The following is a 19,029-nucleotide window of genomic DNA, read 5'->3' as shown; positions in this document are numbered from 1 at the left end:
ACGCTCCGGGGAGCGTCAGCATTAAATTGCCATCATCCTGATTGGAACAACTTAGTGCTTGGCGACCGCGGTGTTGAGTTTCAAGTAATCCAGCAGAATCCGCCCGGTTTCGCTCAGGTAGGCATCGTCTTCTGGCTTGGTCTTGTCCGGCTCGGCGGCAACGGCATCTTCGTCTTCTTTCTTCAGTTCTTTGAGCGGTTCTTCGCCCTTGGCCTTGCGACGGATGTTTTCCATGGCCAGTTGCTTGGCTTCGATATCGGCGTGTTGTGCGCGACGGTCGGCTTCATTGAGGCTGACGGTTTTTTCGCTCATCAACTTTTGCGCCAGGGCCAGTTTGTCGCGAATGAACACGAACTCCGCGTCTTTGGCCGTGCGCACGTCATGCTCGGACTTGAGCTGCGTGATGTACGGTTTGAACGGGTCAAGCGCAGGCTTGATGGCCGCATGGATGGTGTCCCACGGCATGGCTTCCGGCAGGGCGCTTTCGCCGATTTCCTTGGTGTCGATGATCGACGGATAATCGATGTCCGGCAGCACACCCTGATGCTGGGTGCTCTGACCGGAAACCCGGTAGAACTTGGCCAGGGTCAGTTTCAGTTCGCCATGGTTCAGCGGCTGAATAGTCTGCACGGTGCCTTTGCCGAAGGTCTGGCCACCGATGATCAGGGCACGATGGTAGTCCTGCATGGCACCGGCGAAGATCTCCGACGCCGAGGCGGACAAACGGTTGACCAGCAACGCCATCGGGCCTTTGTAGAACGCCCCAGGGTTTTCATCTTCCAGCACATCGACCCGGCCATCGGCGTTACGCACCAGTACGGTCGGACCTTTGTCGATGAACAGACTGGTCAGCTCGGTGGCTTCCTGCAAGGAGCCGCCGCCGTTGTTGCGCAGGTCGATGACCACGCCGTCGACCTTGTCTTTCTGCAACTCGGTCAGCAGTTTCTTGACGTCGCGGGTGGTGCTCTTGTAGTCCGGATCGCCGGCACGGAAGGCCTTGAAGTCCAGGTAGAAGGCCGGGATCTCGATGATGCCGAGTTTGTAGTCCTTGCCGTCCTGTTTGAGGTTGAGGACCGACTTCTTCACCGCCTGATCTTCCAGCTTCACCGCTTCGCGGGTGATCGGCACGATCTTGGTGGTCTGGTCATTCGGTGCATTGCTGGCCGGGATCACTTCCAGGCGCACCACGGTGCCTTTCGGCCCACGGATCAGCTTGACCACTTCGTCCAGGCGCCAGCCGACCACGTCGACCATTTCCTTGTTGCCCTGGGCCACACCGATGATCTTGTCGGCCGGTGCAACCAGCTTGGTCTTGTCGGCCGGGCCGGCAGGCACCAGGCGCACGACTTTCACTTGATCGTTATCGCTCTGCAACACGGCGCCGATGCCCTCCAGGGACAGGCTCATGTTGATGTCGAAGTTCTCCGCGTTATCCGGTGACAGATAGTTGGTGTGCGGATCGTAGGACATGGCGAAGGTGTTGATGTACGCCTGGAAGATGTCTTCCGCGCGGGTCTGGTCCAGTCGCACCAGCTGATTTTTGTAACGCTTGGTCAGGGTTTCCTGGATCTGCTTTGGCTCTTTGCCGGAGATCTTCATCCGCAGCACTTCGTCCTTGACGCGTTTGCGCCACAGGTCGTCCAGCTCGGCGGTGGTCTTGAGCCAAGGGGCATCCTTGCGATCGACCAGCAAGGTTTCCTTGGTGGTGAAGTCGATCTTGTCGACGCCCTTGTTCAGCTCGCCAAGGGCAAAGTCCAGACGCGCCTTGACGCGGTCCAGATAGCGCTTGTAGATGGTGAACCCGGCGTTCAGGTCGCCGCTTTTAAGGAAGTCGTCAAACTGGGTTTTCCATTTGTCGAATTCGGCGATATCGCTGGCCATGAAATAGCTGCGCGATGGATCCAGCAGCTTGAGGTAGCTGTCGTAGATGATCGCGGAACGTGCATCGTCGAGCGGTGGCTTGCTGTAGTGGTGACGCTTGAGCAATTCGACGACGTTCAGACTGGCGATGACTTCGTCGCGATCGGGCTGAAGCTTGTCCCAGCTATTGGCTGCGAACGAATTGGTCGACATCGGCAAAAGACCGAGACCAATGACAAGAGCGAGGGCGGTGCTGGAGAACAAATGCTTCATGCTGATTCGACGCGGGGACAATTGATAACGCATATTAGGCCGTCTATGAAGTCGCCGGTACCCCTAGACTCTGTCGAAAACTGCCTGTGCGACGATCGTGCTGCGTTAAAACAGGCTCGGAATGCTCATTCAGGAACCTGAATTCCGCTTCCTCGCCTGTTTTTGCCTTGCCTGATCGCCGCTTGGCGAGCTTTCGTACAGACCCTGGGGCCGGTCGCATAATGCAAAAAGCCCGGCGCTACAGCTTCGGGCTCAGTCCAGACTCACTATGGAGGCACTGTGAAAGCATTGCAAGGCGTTGAGGGGCGAGTGGAGTGGGTTGAAGAGCCGAGTCCTACGTGCGATGTAGGACAAGTTCGTATCCGAGTGGCGGCAGCGGGACTCAATCGCGCCGATTTGTTGCAGAAGGCGGGGCTCTATCCGCCGCCACCGGGAGCCAGTCAAGTACTGGGTCTTGAGTGTTCGGGGGTGATCAGCGAGGTCGGTCCGGGCTCTTCCTGGCAGGTCGGGGATCGGGTTTGCGCCTTGCTGGCCGGGGGTGGGATGGCCGAGGAGGTAGTTGTCGACGGACGGCATGTGTTGCCGGTTCCCGAAGGTTTGTCCCTGGCCGAGGCGGCAGCATTGCCGGAAGTGTATGCGACCGTTTGGCTGAATTTGTTTCAATTGGCTGCGCTCAAACCGGGTGAGAAAGTTCTCCTGCACGCCGGAGCCAGTGGAATCGGTTCAGCTGCCATTCAGCTGTGCAAGGCGTTTGGTAACCCGTGCTGGGTCAGCGTCGGTTCTGCCGAGCGTCTGGCCTACTGTGAAACGTTGGGTGCGCAGGGTGGGGTGGTGCGCAACGGCGATCTGGACAGCTTGAACGATCTGGGGCCGTTCGACGTGATCCTCGACCCGGTGGGTGGCAACTACGCGGCGTTGAACCTCAAGCTGCTGGCGCGCGATGGGCGTTGGGTGCTGATCGGTTTGATGGGCGGGCGTGAGGCGCAACTGGATCTGGCGCAGGTGCTGGCCAAGCGCGTGCAACTGCTGGGTTCGACCCTGCGCAGCCGTGACGATCAGTTCAAGGCCGATCTGTTCAGCGATCTCAGTCAGCATGTCTGGCCGCTGTTTGCCGAAGGGCGGTTGAGCCCGCAACTGGCCAGGACATTTGCGATCAAGGATGCCGAAGCGGCGTTTGCGGAGCTGGCGACCAATAAGGTATCGGGGAAGTTGGTGTTGGTGATCGACGAGAGCCTGGTTTGACGACAATGCACTGAACCTGTGGGAGCGAGCCTGCTCGCGATTCAGGCGACGCGGTTTATCTGCAAGACCGCGTTATCGTTCATCGCGAGCAGGCTCGCTCCCACAGGGGCCAACTTACTTCCAGATATGGATCGGCCAGCCGGCCTTTTCGGCGTGTTCGAGCAGAACCGGATCCGGGTTCACCACGTGTGGGAAATCTACCTTGAGCAGCAGCGGCAAATCGTTGCGTGAATCGGAATAGAAGCTCGCGCCTTCCAGGTTTTCCTCTTCGGCATCCAGCCACTCCAACAAGCGGGTGATCTTGCCTTCGCGGTAGGTCAGCGTGCCAACGGTATTGCCGCTGTACACCCCATGCGCCACTTCCAGCTCGATGCCGAGAATTTCGTCGATGCCCAGACGGTCGGCAATTGGCTTGACCAAATGCGTGCCCGAGGCGGAGATCACCAGGATCCGGTCGCCCGCCTTGCGATGGGCGGCGATGGCTTTGGTGGCGTCGCTGAAGATGATCGGCTCGATAAAGTCTTCTACCCAAGGCGTCACCAAGTGCTCGAGCTCTTGCGGTGTGCGACCGATCATCGGCTCCAGGCTGAAGGCCATGTAGTCTTCCATGGCCAGATGGCCCCTGCCGTACGCATCCATCAATTCCTTGTCGCGACGCAGGAAGGATTCGCCATCGACCCAGCCGAGGCGGGCCATCTGTTCGCTCCATAGCGAGGCGCAGTCGCCGTGGATCAGGGTTTCGTCCAGATCAAAAATTGCCAGGGCCATCAGTGCAGTTCTCTCTTCAACATCAGCAAAGTCATCAGGCTACCTCACACAGGGCCGTCGGATCGATGGAAAGCGCCAGGCGCTGACCATCGGGATGCAGGTCGGCCGCCGAGCGGTTCAGCACATCCACCACCAATTCCACGCCCCGGGCTTCCACCCGGTAGCGAATCACGTTGCCCAACAGACTATGGCTGCGGATTTGCGCGTCGAGTTCGCCGTTGAGGCTTAGCTCGATGGCTTCCGGGCGAATCGCGAGGCGATGGGTGATCGGTCGTTGCAACAGTTTCGTCGCGCTGTCGGCGTCCAGCAGGTTGTAGTTGCCGATGAAGCCTGCGGCAAAAATATCGACTGGCGCGGTGTAGAGGGTTTCCGCATCGCCGCTTTGTACGATCTTTCCCTGATTCATCAGGAAGATTCGGTCAGACATGGTCAGGGCTTCTTCCTGATCGTGAGTGACGAAGATCGTGGTCAGGCCCAATTCGCGCTGGATCTGACGGATCTGTTCGCGCAGGTGCTTGCGAATCCGCGCATCCAATGCCGACAGCGGCTCATCCAGCAACAACAACCGAGGCCGGGTCACCAGCGAGCGCGCCAGGGCGACACGCTGGCACTGGCCACCGGACAGTTGATGTGGGTAACGGGCGGCGAAGTCATTGAGCTCCACCAGTGTCAGTACTTCGGTGACGCGCTTGTGGCTGTCGTCGGCGTTGACCTTCTGCATGCGCAAGCCGAAGGCGACGTTCTGTTCCACGGTCATGTTCGGGAACAGGGCGTAACTCTGGAACACCATGCCGATTCCGCGTTTTTGCGGGCTCAGCGGGACGAGGTCCTGACCTTCCAGCAGGATCTTGCCGCCGTCCACCGAGGTCAGGCCGGCGATGCAGCGCAGCAGGGTGGACTTGCCGCAACCGGACGGGCCCAGAAGGGTGACGAATTCGCCTTTCTTGATTTCGCAGTTGATGTCGCTGAACACCGTGGTGCCTGCGTAGTTTTTCTGTAGATGTTGGACGCTGACATAGCTCATTCGCTTTTGTCCTTGTTCAAGATATTGGCCGCCCAGGTCAGAACCAGCACAAAGAAGAAGTAGGAAATCACCAGCGCACTGGTGAAATGGCCGCTGCTGTTACGCATGTTGTTGAGGTAGACCTGCAGGGTTTCGTAGCGGGTACCGACGAGGATGTTGGCGAACACGAATTCACCGAACAGGAACGAGAACGACAGCAACAACGCCACCATCAAACCCTTGCGCAGGTTTGGCAGCACCACCAGGAATGCCGCCTGCCAGGTGCTGGCGCCGAGCAGTTGCGCGGCGTCCATCAGATCGCGCAGGTTGATTGCTTGCAGGTTGTTGGTGATCGCCCGGTACATGAACGGCAGCGCCACGGTGAAGTAGCAACCGATCAGAATCCACGGCGTACCGACCATGGCGAACGGCCCCGAGCCATAAAGCTGCAACAGTCCCACCGACGACACCACCGGCGGTACCGCGAAGGGCAGCAGGATCAGGATGTTCATCAACGCGTCGAGTTTCGGGAAGTGGTAATGCACCACGAACAGCAGCGGCAGAATCAGCACCACCGACAGGATCAGCGAGCCGACGCACACCAGCAGCGACTGGCCGAATGCGTCGAGAAAGCGCGGATCGCTCCACAGCTGGATGTACCACTTGAAGGTAAAGCCGCTGGGCATGATCGTCGCGGACCAACTGCTGGCGATCGAGTAGATCAACGTTCCGAGCAGCGGCAACAACAGAATGGCAAACAGCAAATAGACCACGACGCGGTGGTAGACACCGACGGGGCCCAGTTCAGCGCGAGACATGGTAGCTCCTCTTCAACAGCAGCTGATGCACGATGGTCACCAGGGTCATCAACGCCACCAGCACCACGGCCAAAGCACTGGCCAGGTTCGGATCGAGGGAAATGTCGCCGGAGACCATCGCCGCGATGCGGATCGGCAACACGTTGAAGTTGCCGGTGGTCAGGGCGTAGACCGTGGCGTACGCGCCAAGGGCGTTGGCCAGCAGGATTACGAATGTGCCCAGCAGCGCCGGGGTCAGCACCGGCAAACCGATGTGCCGCCAGAATTGCCAGCCGTTGGCGCCCAGCAACGCGGCGGACTCACGCCAGTCTTCGCGCAAGGCGTCGAACGCCGGGTAGAGCAGCAGCACGCCCAGGGGAATCTGGAAGTAGGTGTAGAGAATGATCAGCCCGGTTTTCGAGTACAGGTTGAAGTCCTGAATGATCCCGGCCTGTTTGAGCATGATGGTGAAGGTGCCGTTGAACCCCAGCAAAATGATGAACGCGAAGGCCAGGGGCACGCCGGCGAAGTTGCTGGTCATGTTGGCGAAGGCATTGACGAAGTTGCGCAGTTTCGAGTCGACCCGGCGCAAGGAGTAGGCGCCGAGTACGGCGATGATGATGCCGAACACGCTGGACCAGAAACTGATCTCGAGGCTGTACTGGATCGCCTGCAAATAGAACTTCGAGTTGAAGATTTTGCTGAAATTGGCCAGGCCCCAGCCGAACTCTTCCGATTGCAGGCTGTTGATCATCACCCAGAGCAACGGGGCAATCTGGAACACGAAGAAGAAAATCGCAAAGGGCACCAGGCACAGAGCGGCCAGCCATTTACTACGGGTCATGGCGTTCACTTGAGCAGCTCCCGGCACACAGGTTTGTCGTGGGGCACGCCCAGCAATTCGCAAACGGTGCCGCAGATTTCGGTTTGCTTTGGTGCGGCGCTGGCGTTGAAGCTGAAGGCATCGCCGAAGACAAACAGCGGTACTTCGCGTTCTTCGGGTAGCAGGCCGTTATGCGAGCGGTCGTTGTTCATGCCGTGATCAGCCGTCACCAGCACCTGGTAACCGGCGTCGAGCCAGCCTTGCAGGTAGTCAGCGAGAATGATGTCGGCCGAACGGGCGCTGTTGCGGTACTGCGGGGTGTCGAGGCCGTGCTTGTGCCCGGCGTCGTCGATGTTCATGGGGTGGACCAGTAGAAAGTCCGGCGCGTGGCGCAGGCGCAGGTGTTCCGCGTCGGCGAACAGGTGTGAGTCCGGGTAGTGGTCGTTCCAGTAGAAGTGACCGTGCTGGATCGGCAGTTTGGGGTCGTCGGTATGACGATCCCGAGCGGCCACGAACGGCGAACGGTTATACAACTCGCTGACCCAGTGATAGGCCGCGGCGGCGGTTGTAAGGCCCGCGTCAGTGGCGTAATGGTAGATGCTGCGCTGGTTGGACAGGCGTGAGACGTTGTTGTGAACGATGCCGCTATCGATCGGCGCAACGCCGGTCAGGATGCATTCGTAAAGCGGGCGGGACAGGGCCGGCAGTTCGCACTCCAGTTTGTAGAGTGCCGCGCGTCCTGCGCCAACGTAAGCCTGCAGATGCCCCATGGCGTGGCGCGCGACTTCGTAATTGAGGCCGTCGAGCACGACAAGGATGACGTTGTGCTTCATAGGGGCTGGAACTCCGCAAAAACAGATGATTCAAGTACGCAACCAATCCCTTGTGGGAGCGAGCCTGCTCGCGATAGCGGTCTGACATTCAACATTGATGTTGGCTGACAGTCCCTCATCGCGAGCAGGCTCGCTCCCACATTGGATCTCCATCAGATCCCCGAATGGGGATCTACAGCCTTACGGCATGTTGATGATGACTTCTTCCTGCCACTTCTGCGGCAGCGCCTTGGAGGTCTTTTCCCACGCGTCGGCATCTTTGATCGGCGTAACTTTTTTGTACTGCTCGTTAGGCAGCAGCTTGGCCTTGACCTCTTCCGGCAGCTTCAGATGTTCGGCGCGGATCGGACGGGCGTTGCCTTTCGCCAGGTTGATTTGGCCAGCATCGCTGAAGATGTATTCGCGGGTCAGCTTGGCGGCGTTCGGGTGTTTGGCGTATTTGTTGATGATGGTGGTGTAACCGGAAATCACCGAGCCGTCGGATGGAATCAGCACGATGTAGTCATCCGGGTTCGCCATCTTGGCTTTGTAGCTCAGGCCGTTGAAATCCCAGACCACGCCGACTTCGATTTCACCTTTTTCCATGGTGGCGATCGTCGGGTTGGCCATGGACAGGCGGCCTTGCTTGGCGATGTCAGCGAACAGCAGCAGGGCAGGCTGAATGTTCTTCTCGTCACCACCGTTGGCGAGGGCGGCGGCCAGTACGCCGTTGGCCGCTTGGGCCGCGGTGCTCACGTCACCGATAGAGACTTTGTACTTGCCAGTCTTGAGGTCGGCCCATTTGGTCGGTGCCTCGGAACCGTGCAGCAGCTTTTTGTTGACGATAAACGCGATGGTGCCGGTGTAGGCCAGTGCCCAGTTACCGTCCTTGTCCTTGGCCCAGTCCGGAATCTGTTCCCAGGTGGTGGGCTTGTAAGGTTGCACCACGCCCTGCTTGACCGAGATCGGGCCGAAGGCGGCACCGACGTCGCCGATGTCGGCGCTGGCGTTGTCTTTTTCGGCGGCGAACTTGGCGATTTCCTGGGCCGAGCTCATGTCTGTGTCGATGTGTTTCAGGCCGTACTTCTTGGCCAGGTCTTCCCAGGTGCCTTTCCAGTTGGCCCAGTCATCGGGCATGCCGACGCTGTTGACGGCGCCTTCCGCTTTCGCAGCGGCTTCCAGGGTTTTCAGGTCGCTATCTGCCGCCATGGCGGTGGTGCACAGGGCAATGGTCGAGCCTAACAGTGATGCCAGGAAAAACTGTTTCATCCGAAGCTCCTTTGGGCGTTTTCAACGCTGCGATTGCGGTTGTGTTGGTCTAGGTCAGCAATACCTGAGCCAATTTAGGCGGCCTCGATGACATTTTGATGTCGACGACCGGTCAGCCTGAATTTTCTGCGCTCGGATACGCAGGGTGCGAGATAAGCGTAGACCATGGCTAAAGGGCTGATATGAAAGGGACTTGGCCATAAAATTGCAGGTGTCTGGCGTAACCGTTCGGCGGCTTTGTCATCTGCCAGTCATGTGCAGTGCCTAGGCTTGCAGGCAGTTGAAGGAATCGATTTGAATCGCGGTTCTGCCCTGAATCAGTGCTGGTCTAGTCCAGATAGGTAACGTTGATGCGCATCGAGACAACCAAAGCGGTGACAGCCATCGGGCAGGTTCTGCAGGAACAGCTCGACCATGGCCTGTTGGCGCCTGGGAGCAAGTTGCCGGCGGAGCGCAAGCTCAGTGAGTTGTTCGGTACCACGCGGATCACCGTGCGTGAGGCATTGTTGCAACTGGAAGCCCAGGGCCAGATTTACCGCGAGGAACGGCGCGGCTGGTTCGTGTCGCCACCGCGGCTGGCTTATAACCTGATGCAGCGCAGTCACTTTCACGCGATGGTCAGTGCACAGGGGCGGGTGCCGTCCACCGAGGTGATCTCGGCGCGATTGCAACCGGCGTCGGCGGCAGTGTGTGCCTGGTTGCAGTTGCCGGCGCTGTCGAGCGTGATCCAGATCTGCCGCTCAAGACGGATTGACGGGCGATTGGTGCTTTACGTGGAGCACTATTTGAATCCGCAGTATTTTCCAGGAATTCTCGATTTCGATTTGAATCAGTCGATCACCGAGTTGTATGCACGGCATTACGACTTGCACTACGGGCGGGTGCGTTTCGAGATTGTGCCGACGGCGTTGTCGGTGGACGCGGCGGCGGCTTTACGGGTGTCGGTGGGCAGCCCGGGGTTGCGGATTGCCCGGGTCAACTACGATCAGCACGAGCGGTTGATCGATTGTGACCTGGAGTTTTGGCGCCATGATGCAATTCATGTCGGGGTGGATGTGGTGTAGATCACACATTCAACTGCACATCACTTGCCTACACGATTCCCCCTGTAGGAGCTGCCGCAGGCTGCGATCTTTTGATCTTGATTTAAATGCTCTTGCGTAGGAGCGAGGCTTGCCCGCGAAGAGGGACTCACATTCAACATTGATGTTGGCTGATAGTCCCTCTTCGCGGGCAAGCCTCGCTCCTACAAAAGCTTTTTATTCCTTGGCGACATGCACACTCATGCGCGGTGTCGCCAGATCCAGCCCGGCTTCATCCAGGTGCCGCTTGAGCGACAGGTTGAACGCCCGGGAAACTTCCCACTGTTTGATCGGCGCGGTCTTGAAGCGTGCGCGAAGAATCGCATTGCCGGACTCGAAACTTTCGACGCCCTGAATCTCCAGCGGCGACCAGATGTTTCGTCGTTGCAGCGGGTCGGTGCGCATTTTCTGGCCAACTTCGCGCATCAGTTTGATCGCCTCGTCGATGTCCATGTTGGAGGGCACCGCCACCCGGAAGATTGCGTAGCCGAATTCCCGGGAGTAGTTCTTGATACTTTTGATTTCGCTGAACGGAATGGTATGGACGATGCCGTCGATGTCCCGCAGGCGCACGGTGCGGATGGTCAGACCCTCGACCGTCCCCAAGTGGCCACCGACATCCACATAGTCGTCGATAGCCAGGGAGTCTTCGATGATGATGAACAGCCCGGTGATCAGGTCGGCCACCAGCGACTGCGCGCCGAAACCGATGGCCAGACCGATCACGCCGGCACCGGCCAGCAACGGCGTGACGTTCATGCCCATGTTCGCCAGGGCGACGATCAGCGCAATGATGAAAATCGCCACGAACAGCACGTTGCGGATCAGCGGCATCATCGTCTGCGCGCGGGCATTGGCCAGGCCTTTGCGTGAGCGGGTGAGGGCGTGATGCACGGCGGTGTCGCTGAGGATCCAGATCAGCCAGGCAAACATCAGCGTGCCACTGAGGCTGAACAGTTTGACGCTGACCTCATGGCCTTCGCCTTCGGTGAAGCGGATCAGTGACATGCCCCAGACGCGCAGGCCGAGTTCGATGAACGCCAGCCATACCAGCAGATGGGCGAGGGTGTAGAAGAAGCTTTTCAGGCGTTCCGAGTACAGCGCGTGGCGCTTCACGCCGCGTTGCGGTTTGAGTGAATGGCGGCGCACCAAGCCGTTGATGACCATGCACAACACCAGCAGCACGGTGCAGATCAGCGATTGACGCAAGGCCGTGCTGGTATCACCCGCGGAGACGAAGGTGGCGAACAGCGAGATGCCCACCAACACCAGCGCCGGCAGATACCAAAAAGTGCCGAGAATTTCGATCGTGTCGCTCAAGGCCCGGCGAGTCAGGCGCCGGGACAGCGGCTGGTTGCGGATCAAATGGGCAATGGGCCGACGGAAACGCAGAATGAAAAAACCGGTGAAGATTGCCGCCAGCACATTGGCCAACGTCGCCGAGGTATGGGCCAGATGACTGCCGAGGCTTTCAACCAGACGCGGATCGCTCAGGGCCTCACCGAAGGCGGCGAAACTGCCGATCAGCCACAACGGGCGGAAGGCCCGATGCCGCAGGATGTACAAGGCGCGGTGGCGATGCGGGCCATCCAGCACGGAAAACGCGATGACGCAGATCGCCGAGAAACAGGTACCGACCACCAGCGCATAAGCCAGCACCATGGCCAGGCTTTTACCCAATGACGAAGGCAGGGCGTAGGTCATGTAAACCGTCATGACCAAGGCAATCAGCCACGGCCCGAGCTTGCGCAAGGCGAAGCGCAGCATGTCCAGCGCCTTGGGGTGTTGCGGCAGTTCTTCGGTCAGGCCAAAGCGCATGCGCACCCGGTGCCCAAGCCAGATCAGGGCAGCGGCCAGCAGGCTCCAGACCATTAGAATCACGGCGAAGGCAAAGATGATCGGCAACCATTCGTTGGCCGGCAGCAGCAATGCCGTCAATTCATCCTTGGCCAGTTCGACCTCTTCGGACCAGCGCATGAGGGGGCTGTCGGCGCCGGTAAATTGTTTTTCGAAACTGGCCAGGGTGCCGCCGATCAGGCCCAGCACGCCTTCTTCGGTGGTTGGCTGAGCTTTTTTAGTGACATCGCGCAACTTCTTCAGGTCTGCCAGGAGTTTGGTCCGCTGCTGATCGTTTTCCAGAGACTTGATGACTTCATCCAGGGATTGCCCCAATGGCTCTTGCGCTTCTGGCTGGGCTTTTGCCGAGTTGTTGAGCAGCCCTGGCAAGCTGACTGCCTGGGCAGGCGCCATCGGCAACAGCGTCATCAGGCAGACAAGGAACAAACAGGGCAGGGCAAAAAGACGAGCGAACACTAGGCGGTCAACCTCGGATGAGCGAATCGGCCGAGTGTACGAGCCCGTCAAAATCAATGCGAGCCAGGCGCAAGGATTTATTCGTTGAGTTTGGCGAGGATCTTGTAGATCACGGTGGCGAGGATCATCAGCATGCCGACCCACATCGCGAACACCCCGGCGTTCTTGTCGCGGAAGTTGAAGCCGATGGCCAGCATGATCATCCCGGAAAGAATCGGGATCAGCATGGCGTGGAACGAAGACAGCGAGATCATGGTGACAGCCTTGTCGGGGAGGGGTACTGCAAGTCTAGGCGGCTTTCGGACGAATGGTAGTGATGTATGTGCAGGAGCTGCCAAAGGCTGCTCCTGCAGGGGATCGTGTTGATCCTTGAGGACTACGGCAACTCGGGGCAGGCGTAGAACGCGCTCAGCACTTTGACCAGATGCGCCAGATCATGGCTGCCGCACAGCTCACGGATCGAATGCATGGCGAACGTCGGCAGACCGATGTCCACGGTGCGCACGCCCAAGTGGCTGGCGGTGATCGGGCCAATGGTCGAGCCGCAGCCCATGTCGCTGCGCACCACAAAGCTCTGCACCGGTACTTCTTCGGCCATGCACAAGTGGCGGAAGAACCCGGCGGTTTCACTGTTGGTGGCGTAGCGCTGGTTGCTGTTGACCTTGATCACTGGGCCGGCGTTGAGTTTCGGGCCGTGGTTGGCGTCGTGTTTGTCCGCATAGTTGGGGTGCACGCCGTGGGCATTGTCGGCCGAGACCAGCAGCGATTTCTGAATGGTCCGTACGAATTCATCCCCTTCGGGCAACAGGCGACGCAGGGTCTGCTCAAGCATCGGACCGTCGGCGCCACAGGCCGAGCAGGAGCCGACTTCTTCGTGATCGTTACAGACCAGCACACAGGTTTCGTCGGTTTCGGCCGTCAGCAAAGCTTGCAGGCCGGCGTAGCACGACAGCAAATTATCGAGGCGCGCACCCGCAATGAAATCGCCATGCAGGCCAATGATCGCAGCGCTTTGGGTGTCGTAGAAGCTCAGCTCGTAATCGAGCACCACGTCGGCGTTCAGGCCATGTTCGCGGGCCAGTTGGTCGGTGAGCACGGCGCGGAAGTCCACGCGTTCGTCACCGGCGAATTGCGCGAGGATCGGCGGCAGCTCGGTCTGGGCGTTGATCGCCCAGCCCATGTTGGCTTCACGGTTGAGGTGAATGGCCAGGTTCGGAATGATGGCGATCGGCGCCTTGAAGTCGATCAGCTGGCTCTCGACCTTGCCATCGCGGCGGAAGGTCACGCGGCCGGCCAGGGACAAATCGCGGTCAAACCACGGCGCCAGCAGTGCACCGCCATAGACTTCGACGCCCAATTGCCAGAAACCCTGGCGTTGCAGCTCCGGCTGGGGTTTGACCCGCAGGCACGGGCTGTCAGTGTGCGCGCCGACCAGGCGGATGCCACCGTGCAGGGGCGAATGACGCCCCATTTTGAACGCGACGATCGAAGAGTCGTTACGGGTGACGTAGTAACGACCATTGGCTTCGGTGGTCCACGGCTCGCGCTCGTCGAGACGCACAAAACCGGCCGCTTCCAGACGCTGAACAAGGCTGGCGGTGGCATGGAACGGGGTAGGGGAGGCCTTGAGGAAGTCGATCAGGCCTTGGTTCAACTCTTCGCGCATAAGAAGCTCCAGACAGCAGTGGCGGGAGTTTAACGTATTGGCTTGGGGCTTTGGGCCTGACGTTCGCTGCTCATGTCAACCGGCTGCGGCTACCCGCTTTTTCAGGTACTTCATGATGAGCTGCTCATCGCCAGGCTTTTCTGGTTTGGGCAGTTGTTTGGGCCAGCGATTGCGATGGGTGTCCAGCAGCTTTTTCTGACGGCTTTTATCCCAGCGCAGAATCTCCCGCGAGGCACTTTCCCACCACTCGTGTCGGCATGCTGTGTAGTACGGGTGATCGGGCGCTGCACTGCCATACAACAGATCGCGCCCGACTTTTCTCATCGCGCCGCTCTGGTTGCGCAATTTCCATTTGATTTTCAGCCGTTGCCAGGCTGATGGGAACGGTTTGACTCGCGGTACATCGCGGCACAACTCCACCAGATTCTGGCTGAACTGCTCGCCATGCCGGGAGAAGAAATACGCCTGCATCGCATGGAAGAAGCGTTTTTCCGCGAAGTAGTGATAGATGTATCTTTTCGCTTCACACACCGGTTGGTCGCGCATCGCAAACGACAGGGCGATTTGCTCAATGGTGTGAATGTCGAAACCGTCGCGGGTCCATTCGTCGATCAACTGGATCGACGTTTCGAACAGCGGTGTATCGCCGTCGGTCACGCCGCAGAGTCCGCTGTTGTAAAGCTTGAAGCCGTTGTCCGGGGTGATGCCATGAGTGCGTAGGCATTTGCCGAGCTTCACGTAATCGTCGCGCTCACAGACGTACTGCCAGTCGTACTCGAAGCGGTCCATCAAATAATGCCCGGGTTGAATCTGTTTGAAGATCAGATTCGGGTCGCTGACGAACAGGGTGTCGGTATCGACGAACAGGGTCTTTTCGGCAAGCTTGAGGCCGGCGGCGATGGCGCAGGCCTTGCGGCGATGGGGATAGCCGTTTTCGCCCTGCCACCGGGTCAGGGTTTGCTCGGTCAGGCGCACGGTTTCAACCGGCCAGCCGGCGTAGTCCTGCGGGCGATCCGTGAGGATCCTGATGCACGGCGGCTGGCCTTTCTTTGCATGGGACAGCGCGGTCAGGATGCTGAACTTGGCTTCGCGCCGGTAAACATCCTGGTTGCCGTAGATCAGGTAGAGCAGTTGGTTGCGGGTTTTTTTGACGGGTGTTGCCGGGGAATCGGTACAACGCATCCGGATAGGGATCCTTTTGTTAACGCGGGCGACTGCTGGTCAGGCAGTGCTTAAAACGGTGCCGGGCATTCGAAACGCAAGCGATCGCCGGTCTGGGGATGGGTGAAACTCAGCATGCTCGCGTGCAGGCACAAGCGTGGCCAGGCAGCCAGGGCTTGCGGATGGGCGTAGAGCCCGTCACCCAATAACGGGTGGCCGATGGAGAGCATGTGCACGCGCAGCTGGTGAGAGCGGCCGGTGATCGGCGTCAGCTCGACGCGGCACCAGTCGCCACAGCGCTCCAGCACGCGCCAGAAGGTCAGGGCATGCTTGCCGAACTCGTGGTCTACCACGTGACGTGGCTTGGTCGGCGGATCGTAGCGCAGGGGCAGGTCGATGCTGCCACTGTCCAGTTCCGGTTGTCCCCAGCACAGGGCGGTGTAGGCCTTTTCGGTTTCTCGGTCGTGAAATTGTCGAGACAGTTCGCGATGGGTGTCCGGGTCGCGGGCCAGCAGAATGATGCCGGAGGTTTCCCAGTCCAGGCGATGGACAATTCGCGCTTCCGGGTAGCCGTTTTCTTGCAGGCGCGTGATCAGGCAGTCTTTGTTGTCATCGGCCCGGCCAGGGACAGAGAGCAACAGGGTCGGCTTGTCCACCACCAATACGGCGGCGTCCTGATGGATGATGCGGATGTTGGACAACGGCATTAAAACAGCCTCGTAACAAACGCCAACGGCGGCTCAGGCCCCGCGCCCTGTAGGAGCGAAGCTTGCTCGCGAAAGCATCACCTCGGTCTATCAGATAGACCGAGTTGCCTGCTTCGCGAGCAAGCTTCGCTCCTACAAAGTGCTGGAGAGCCTGAGCCGCCGTGGCTCCCGCCGGATCGACTCAGCGATCTGGCAGGGTGATATTGAGTTCCAGGATCGAGCAGCTGCCCTGGTTTTCCAGAGCGACGTGCACGTCATCGGACCCGATATTGACGTACTTGCGGATCACTTCCACCAGTTCCTTCTGCAAGGCTGGCAGGTAGTCCGGCGTACTGCGCTGGCCGCGTTCATGCGCCACGATGATCTGTAGACGCTCTTTCGCTACCGACGCGGTGTTTTGCTTTTTGTTGGCACGAAAGAAGTCAAAAAGGTTCATTACCTACCTCCAAACAGGCGCTCGAAGAATCCCTTCTTCTCGACATCAAGGAACCGGTGTTCGCGACTTTCGCCCAGCAGGCGGTCAACGGTATCGCTGTACGCCTGGCCAGCATCGCTCTGGTCGTCGAGAATCACCGGAATACCCTGGTTCGATGCCTTGAGCACTGCCTGGGATTCAGGGATCACGCCGAGCAATGTCACCGAGAGAATATCCTTGACGTCTTCGACGCCGAGCATTTCGCCCTTGCTTACACGTTCTGGATGGTAGCGGGTGATCAGCAGGTGTTCCTTGATCGGGTCTTCGCCTCTTTCGGCGCGACGGGATTTGCTGGCCAGCAGGCCCAGCATGCGGTCCGAGTCACGTACGGAGGAGACTTCCGGGTTGGTCACGACAATCGCTTCGTCGGCGAAGTACATGGCCAGGTGGGCACCTTTTTCGATACCGGCCGGGGAGTCGCAGACTACGAAATCGAAGTCTTCCTTGAGCTGCATCAGGACTTTTTCCACGCCTTCTACGGTCAGCGCGTCTTTATCGCGAGTCTGGCTGGCGGCCAGTACGTAGAGGTTTTCCAGGCGCTTGTCTTTGATCAGGGCCTGTTGCAGGTTGGCTTCGCCGTTCACCACGTTGACGAAGTCATACACCACGCGGCGCTCGCAACCCATGATCAGGTCGAGGTTACGCAAACCAACGTCGAAGTCGACGATAACTGTTTTGTGACCACGCAGTGCGAGGCCGGTACCGATAGCGGCGCTGGTGGTGGTCTTACCCACACCACCCTTGCCGGATGTAACCACGAGAATCTTGGCCAAGGTGTTTTACCCCTAAGGAAAAAGGACGTTTAGCCCCTGAAAAACATCTCTTGAAAAACTACTGCAGTCGGACAGCCTTGGCTGGAATCCGGTTCTGAGCGGCGTTTACCCCCGGTAAACACTGCTTTTGGCCTTTTTCCTACTTCGTTTGAGCCGTTTTCGCTACGTTTTAGAGATGCTTGGAAAATGCGGCAGTATCCGTTAAAGCCGAATGATGTTCAACACGTCGCCCGACAGGCTGACTTGTACGCCTGCGCCCCACAATGGATCGCGTCGCAAATCCTCGGAAACCTTGTAGTGGCCGGCGATGGAGACCAGTTCAGCGGTCATTTGCTGACAGAAAATCCTGGCTTTCGTGTCACCTTTGACGCCGGCCAACACACGACCGCGCATCGGGCCGTATACATGGATGTTCCCATCGGCGAGAAGTTCCGCCCCCGGGCTGACCGACGAAATCACCACCAAATCGCAACCCTGGGCATAAATCTGTTGGCCACCACGTACTGGCGAGGTAATGATTTTCGTCGGTTTGATGGTCGGTTCCGGTGGTTTTTCCGGTTTTTTCTTTATTTCGCCTTCGTGCGGGTCGAGCGGTCGTTCACGGGCGCCGGAGGGCGGCAGCACTGGCAAATCGACCGCGATGGCGGCGGCGATGTCTTCGATGCGGCTGGCTCGGATCGCCAGGGTGCGCAGGCCATGCTGACGGCAAACGCGCATCAGGCCCGGCAAGTCGACCGCGCCTTCGCTGGCCGGGAGTTTGTCCAGGGCCAGTACCAGCGGCGCGTTGCTGAAGAAGTTAGGCGCCTGGGCGACCTTGGCGGCCAGTTGCCGATCAAGGTTCTCAAGGTCGTTACGGGCCAGTTCCAGCACCGTAATGGCGAGCATGCTGCCCTTCAACTGGAACACGGGATCTTGGTCTAGCGGTTCGGTTTGGCTCATGGTCGGCATACAACGGCTTGTCACTAAAAGTGCCGAGACTTATAACGAGAACGCCCGCAGGCCGCAAGCCGGGTCGAACGATGTAGAATGCGCGGCCACTGTCTTGACGGAAGCTTTAATGGATCGCCCGCGTTTTCGAACAGCATTTCTTTCTCCGCGTTTCTGGCCGCTGTGGTGTGGCCTGGGGCTGTTGTGGCTGATTGTTCAGCTGCCGTATCCGGCGTTGCTGTTTATCGGTCGTGCCCTGGGTGCATTGATGTACCGGGTGGCCGGCGACCGACGGCGCATTGCCAAGCGCAATCTCGAGCTGTGTTTCCCTGAAAAGTCCGCTGCCGAGCGCAAGCGCCTGCTCAAGGAAAATTTCGCCTCCACCGGCATCGCCTTCTTCGAGATGGCCATGAGCTGGTGGTGGTCGCGCAAGCGTCTGGCGAAACTGGCCCATGTCGAAGGCCTGGAGTATTTGAAGCAGGCTCAGCGCGACGGCAAGGGCGTGATTCTGATGGCCGTGCATTTCACCACGCTGGAGATCGGCGCGGCGTTGCTCGGTCAGCAGCACACCATCGACGGGATGTACCGCGAACACAAAAATCCTTTGTTCGACTTCATCCAGCGTCGGGGCCGCGAGCGGCACAACCTCGACTCGCTGGCGGTGGAGCGTGACGACGTGCGCGGCATGCTCAAACTGCTGCGGGCAGGCAGAGCGATCTGGTACGCGCCGGATCAGGACTACGGCGCCAAGCAAAGTATCTTCGTACCGCTGTTCGGGATTCAGGCGGCGACGGTCACCGCTACCAGCAAGTTCGCACGGCTGGGCAAGGCGCTGGTGGTGCCGTTCACTCAGGAACGCCTGGCTGACGGCAGCGGTTATCGGTTGATGATTCATGCGCCGCTCGAGGGGTTTCCCGGCGAGACGGAAGAGGCTGACTGCATTCGAATCAACCAGTGGGTCGAAAGTGCTTTGCGCGAATGTCCGGAGCAATACCTCTGGGCGCATCGACGCTTCAAGAGCCGTCCACCGGGCGAGCCGAAGCTGTACGCCAAACGCGCTTGAGTCACCGATCCCTTT

General features: G+C 59.1%; 18 protein-coding genes. 3 read left to right on the top strand and 15 right to left on the bottom strand.

Annotation, left to right across the window (positions count from 1 at the left end; genetic code table 11):
- Positions 1 to 51: 51 nt before the first annotated feature.
- Positions 52 to 2,133 carry a carboxy terminal-processing peptidase gene (locus tag KGB14_RS15410; RefSeq protein WP_223487652.1) on the bottom strand — a complete coding sequence of 694 codons (2,082 nt, stop codon included), beginning with the start codon at positions 2,131 to 2,133 and terminating at the stop codon, positions 52 to 54.
- 279 nt (positions 2,134 to 2,412) lie between these two features.
- Between KGB14_RS15410 and KGB14_RS15405 the strand changes: the two genes are divergently transcribed.
- Positions 2,413 to 3,375, top strand: a complete 963-nt coding sequence (locus tag KGB14_RS15405; RefSeq protein ID WP_223487651.1) for a zinc-binding dehydrogenase — start codon at positions 2,413 to 2,415, stop codon at positions 3,373 to 3,375.
- Positions 3,376 to 3,489: 114 nt separating this feature from the next.
- Here the strand turns inward: KGB14_RS15405 and KGB14_RS15400 are convergent, their stop codons facing one another.
- The 6 genes from KGB14_RS15400 to KGB14_RS15375 form a co-directional block, all read right to left on the bottom strand.
- A complete protein-coding gene (locus KGB14_RS15400; protein WP_223487650.1) occupies positions 3,490 to 4,143 on the bottom strand; it encodes an HAD family hydrolase in 654 nt (217 codons plus the stop codon).
- 34 nt (positions 4,144 to 4,177) lie between these two features.
- Positions 4,178 to 5,167 carry an ABC transporter ATP-binding protein gene (locus tag KGB14_RS15395; protein ID WP_223487649.1) on the bottom strand — a complete coding sequence of 330 codons (990 nt, stop codon included), beginning with the start codon at positions 5,165 to 5,167 and terminating at the stop codon, positions 4,178 to 4,180.
- Positions 5,164 to 5,964 (bottom strand): ABC transporter permease, encoded by an 801-nt coding sequence (locus KGB14_RS15390; RefSeq protein ID WP_223487648.1) that lies wholly within the window; start codon positions 5,962 to 5,964, stop codon positions 5,164 to 5,166. Before KGB14_RS15390 ends, KGB14_RS15395 begins: the two co-directional genes overlap by 4 nt.
- Positions 5,951 to 6,787, bottom strand: a complete 837-nt coding sequence (locus tag KGB14_RS15385; RefSeq protein WP_223487647.1) for an ABC transporter permease — start codon at positions 6,785 to 6,787, stop codon at positions 5,951 to 5,953. Before KGB14_RS15385 ends, KGB14_RS15390 begins: the two co-directional genes overlap by 14 nt.
- Before the next feature lie 5 nt (positions 6,788 to 6,792).
- Entirely contained in the window at positions 6,793 to 7,599 is an 807-nt protein-coding gene (locus KGB14_RS15380) for an alkaline phosphatase family protein (RefSeq protein WP_223487646.1), read from the bottom strand.
- Between the two features lie 180 nt (positions 7,600 to 7,779).
- Entirely contained in the window at positions 7,780 to 8,847 is a 1,068-nt protein-coding gene (locus tag KGB14_RS15375) for an ABC transporter substrate-binding protein (RefSeq protein ID WP_223487645.1), read from the bottom strand.
- A gap of 350 nt (positions 8,848 to 9,197) precedes the next feature.
- Here KGB14_RS15375 and KGB14_RS15370 point away from each other — a divergent pair, with 350 nt between their 5' ends.
- Entirely contained in the window at positions 9,198 to 9,911 is a 714-nt protein-coding gene (locus tag KGB14_RS15370; RefSeq protein WP_095633750.1) for a UTRA domain-containing protein, read from the top strand.
- A gap of 195 nt (positions 9,912 to 10,106) precedes the next feature.
- On the opposite strand, the gene KGB14_RS15365 is transcribed toward KGB14_RS15370, so the two are convergent.
- The 8 genes from KGB14_RS15365 to minC form a co-directional block, all read right to left on the bottom strand.
- The gene (locus tag KGB14_RS15365) at positions 10,107 to 12,242 is read right to left on the bottom strand and encodes a mechanosensitive ion channel family protein (protein ID WP_223487644.1); all 2,136 of its coding nucleotides are present in this window, start codon (positions 12,240 to 12,242) and stop codon (positions 10,107 to 10,109) included.
- 77 nt (positions 12,243 to 12,319) lie between these two features.
- Positions 12,320 to 12,496: a hypothetical protein gene (locus tag KGB14_RS15360; RefSeq protein ID WP_007898847.1), complete on the bottom strand. Its 177-nt coding sequence runs from the start codon at positions 12,494 to 12,496 to the stop codon at positions 12,320 to 12,322.
- A 122-nt stretch (positions 12,497 to 12,618) separates the two neighbouring features.
- Positions 12,619 to 13,908 (bottom strand): M18 family aminopeptidase, encoded by a 1,290-nt coding sequence (locus KGB14_RS15355; protein WP_223487643.1) that lies wholly within the window; start codon positions 13,906 to 13,908, stop codon positions 12,619 to 12,621.
- Between the two features lie 75 nt (positions 13,909 to 13,983).
- On the bottom strand, positions 13,984 to 15,090 hold the full coding sequence (locus KGB14_RS15350; RefSeq protein WP_223487642.1) for a hypothetical protein: 1,107 nt from the start codon (positions 15,088 to 15,090) through the stop codon (positions 13,984 to 13,986).
- 50 nt (positions 15,091 to 15,140) lie between these two features.
- On the bottom strand, positions 15,141 to 15,776 hold the full coding sequence (locus tag KGB14_RS15345) for an RluA family pseudouridine synthase (protein WP_223487641.1): 636 nt from the start codon (positions 15,774 to 15,776) through the stop codon (positions 15,141 to 15,143).
- A 181-nt stretch (positions 15,777 to 15,957) separates the two neighbouring features.
- Entirely contained in the window at positions 15,958 to 16,212 is a 255-nt protein-coding gene (gene minE / locus KGB14_RS15340) for a cell division topological specificity factor MinE (protein ID WP_223487640.1), read from the bottom strand.
- Entirely contained in the window at positions 16,212 to 17,024 is an 813-nt protein-coding gene (minD, locus tag KGB14_RS15335) for a septum site-determining protein MinD (protein ID WP_223487639.1), read from the bottom strand. Before minD ends, minE begins: the two co-directional genes overlap by 1 nt.
- Before the next feature lie 201 nt (positions 17,025 to 17,225).
- Positions 17,226 to 17,963, bottom strand: a complete 738-nt coding sequence (gene minC / locus KGB14_RS15330; RefSeq protein WP_223487638.1) for a septum site-determining protein MinC — start codon at positions 17,961 to 17,963, stop codon at positions 17,226 to 17,228.
- Between the two features lie 118 nt (positions 17,964 to 18,081).
- Here minC and KGB14_RS15325 point away from each other — a divergent pair, with 118 nt between their 5' ends.
- Positions 18,082 to 19,014, top strand: coding sequence for a lipid A biosynthesis lauroyl acyltransferase (locus KGB14_RS15325; RefSeq protein WP_223487637.1), 933 nt, complete (start codon positions 18,082 to 18,084; stop codon positions 19,012 to 19,014).
- The last annotated feature ends 15 nt before the right edge of the window (positions 19,015 to 19,029 follow it).

The organism is Pseudomonas sp. A-RE-19, assembly GCF_019956555.1.
In the GTDB taxonomy this organism is placed as follows: domain Bacteria; phylum Pseudomonadota; class Gammaproteobacteria; order Pseudomonadales; family Pseudomonadaceae; genus Aquipseudomonas.
Note: the sequence above shows the minus strand (reverse complement) of the source record. Positions and strands in the feature narration are given on the sequence as shown.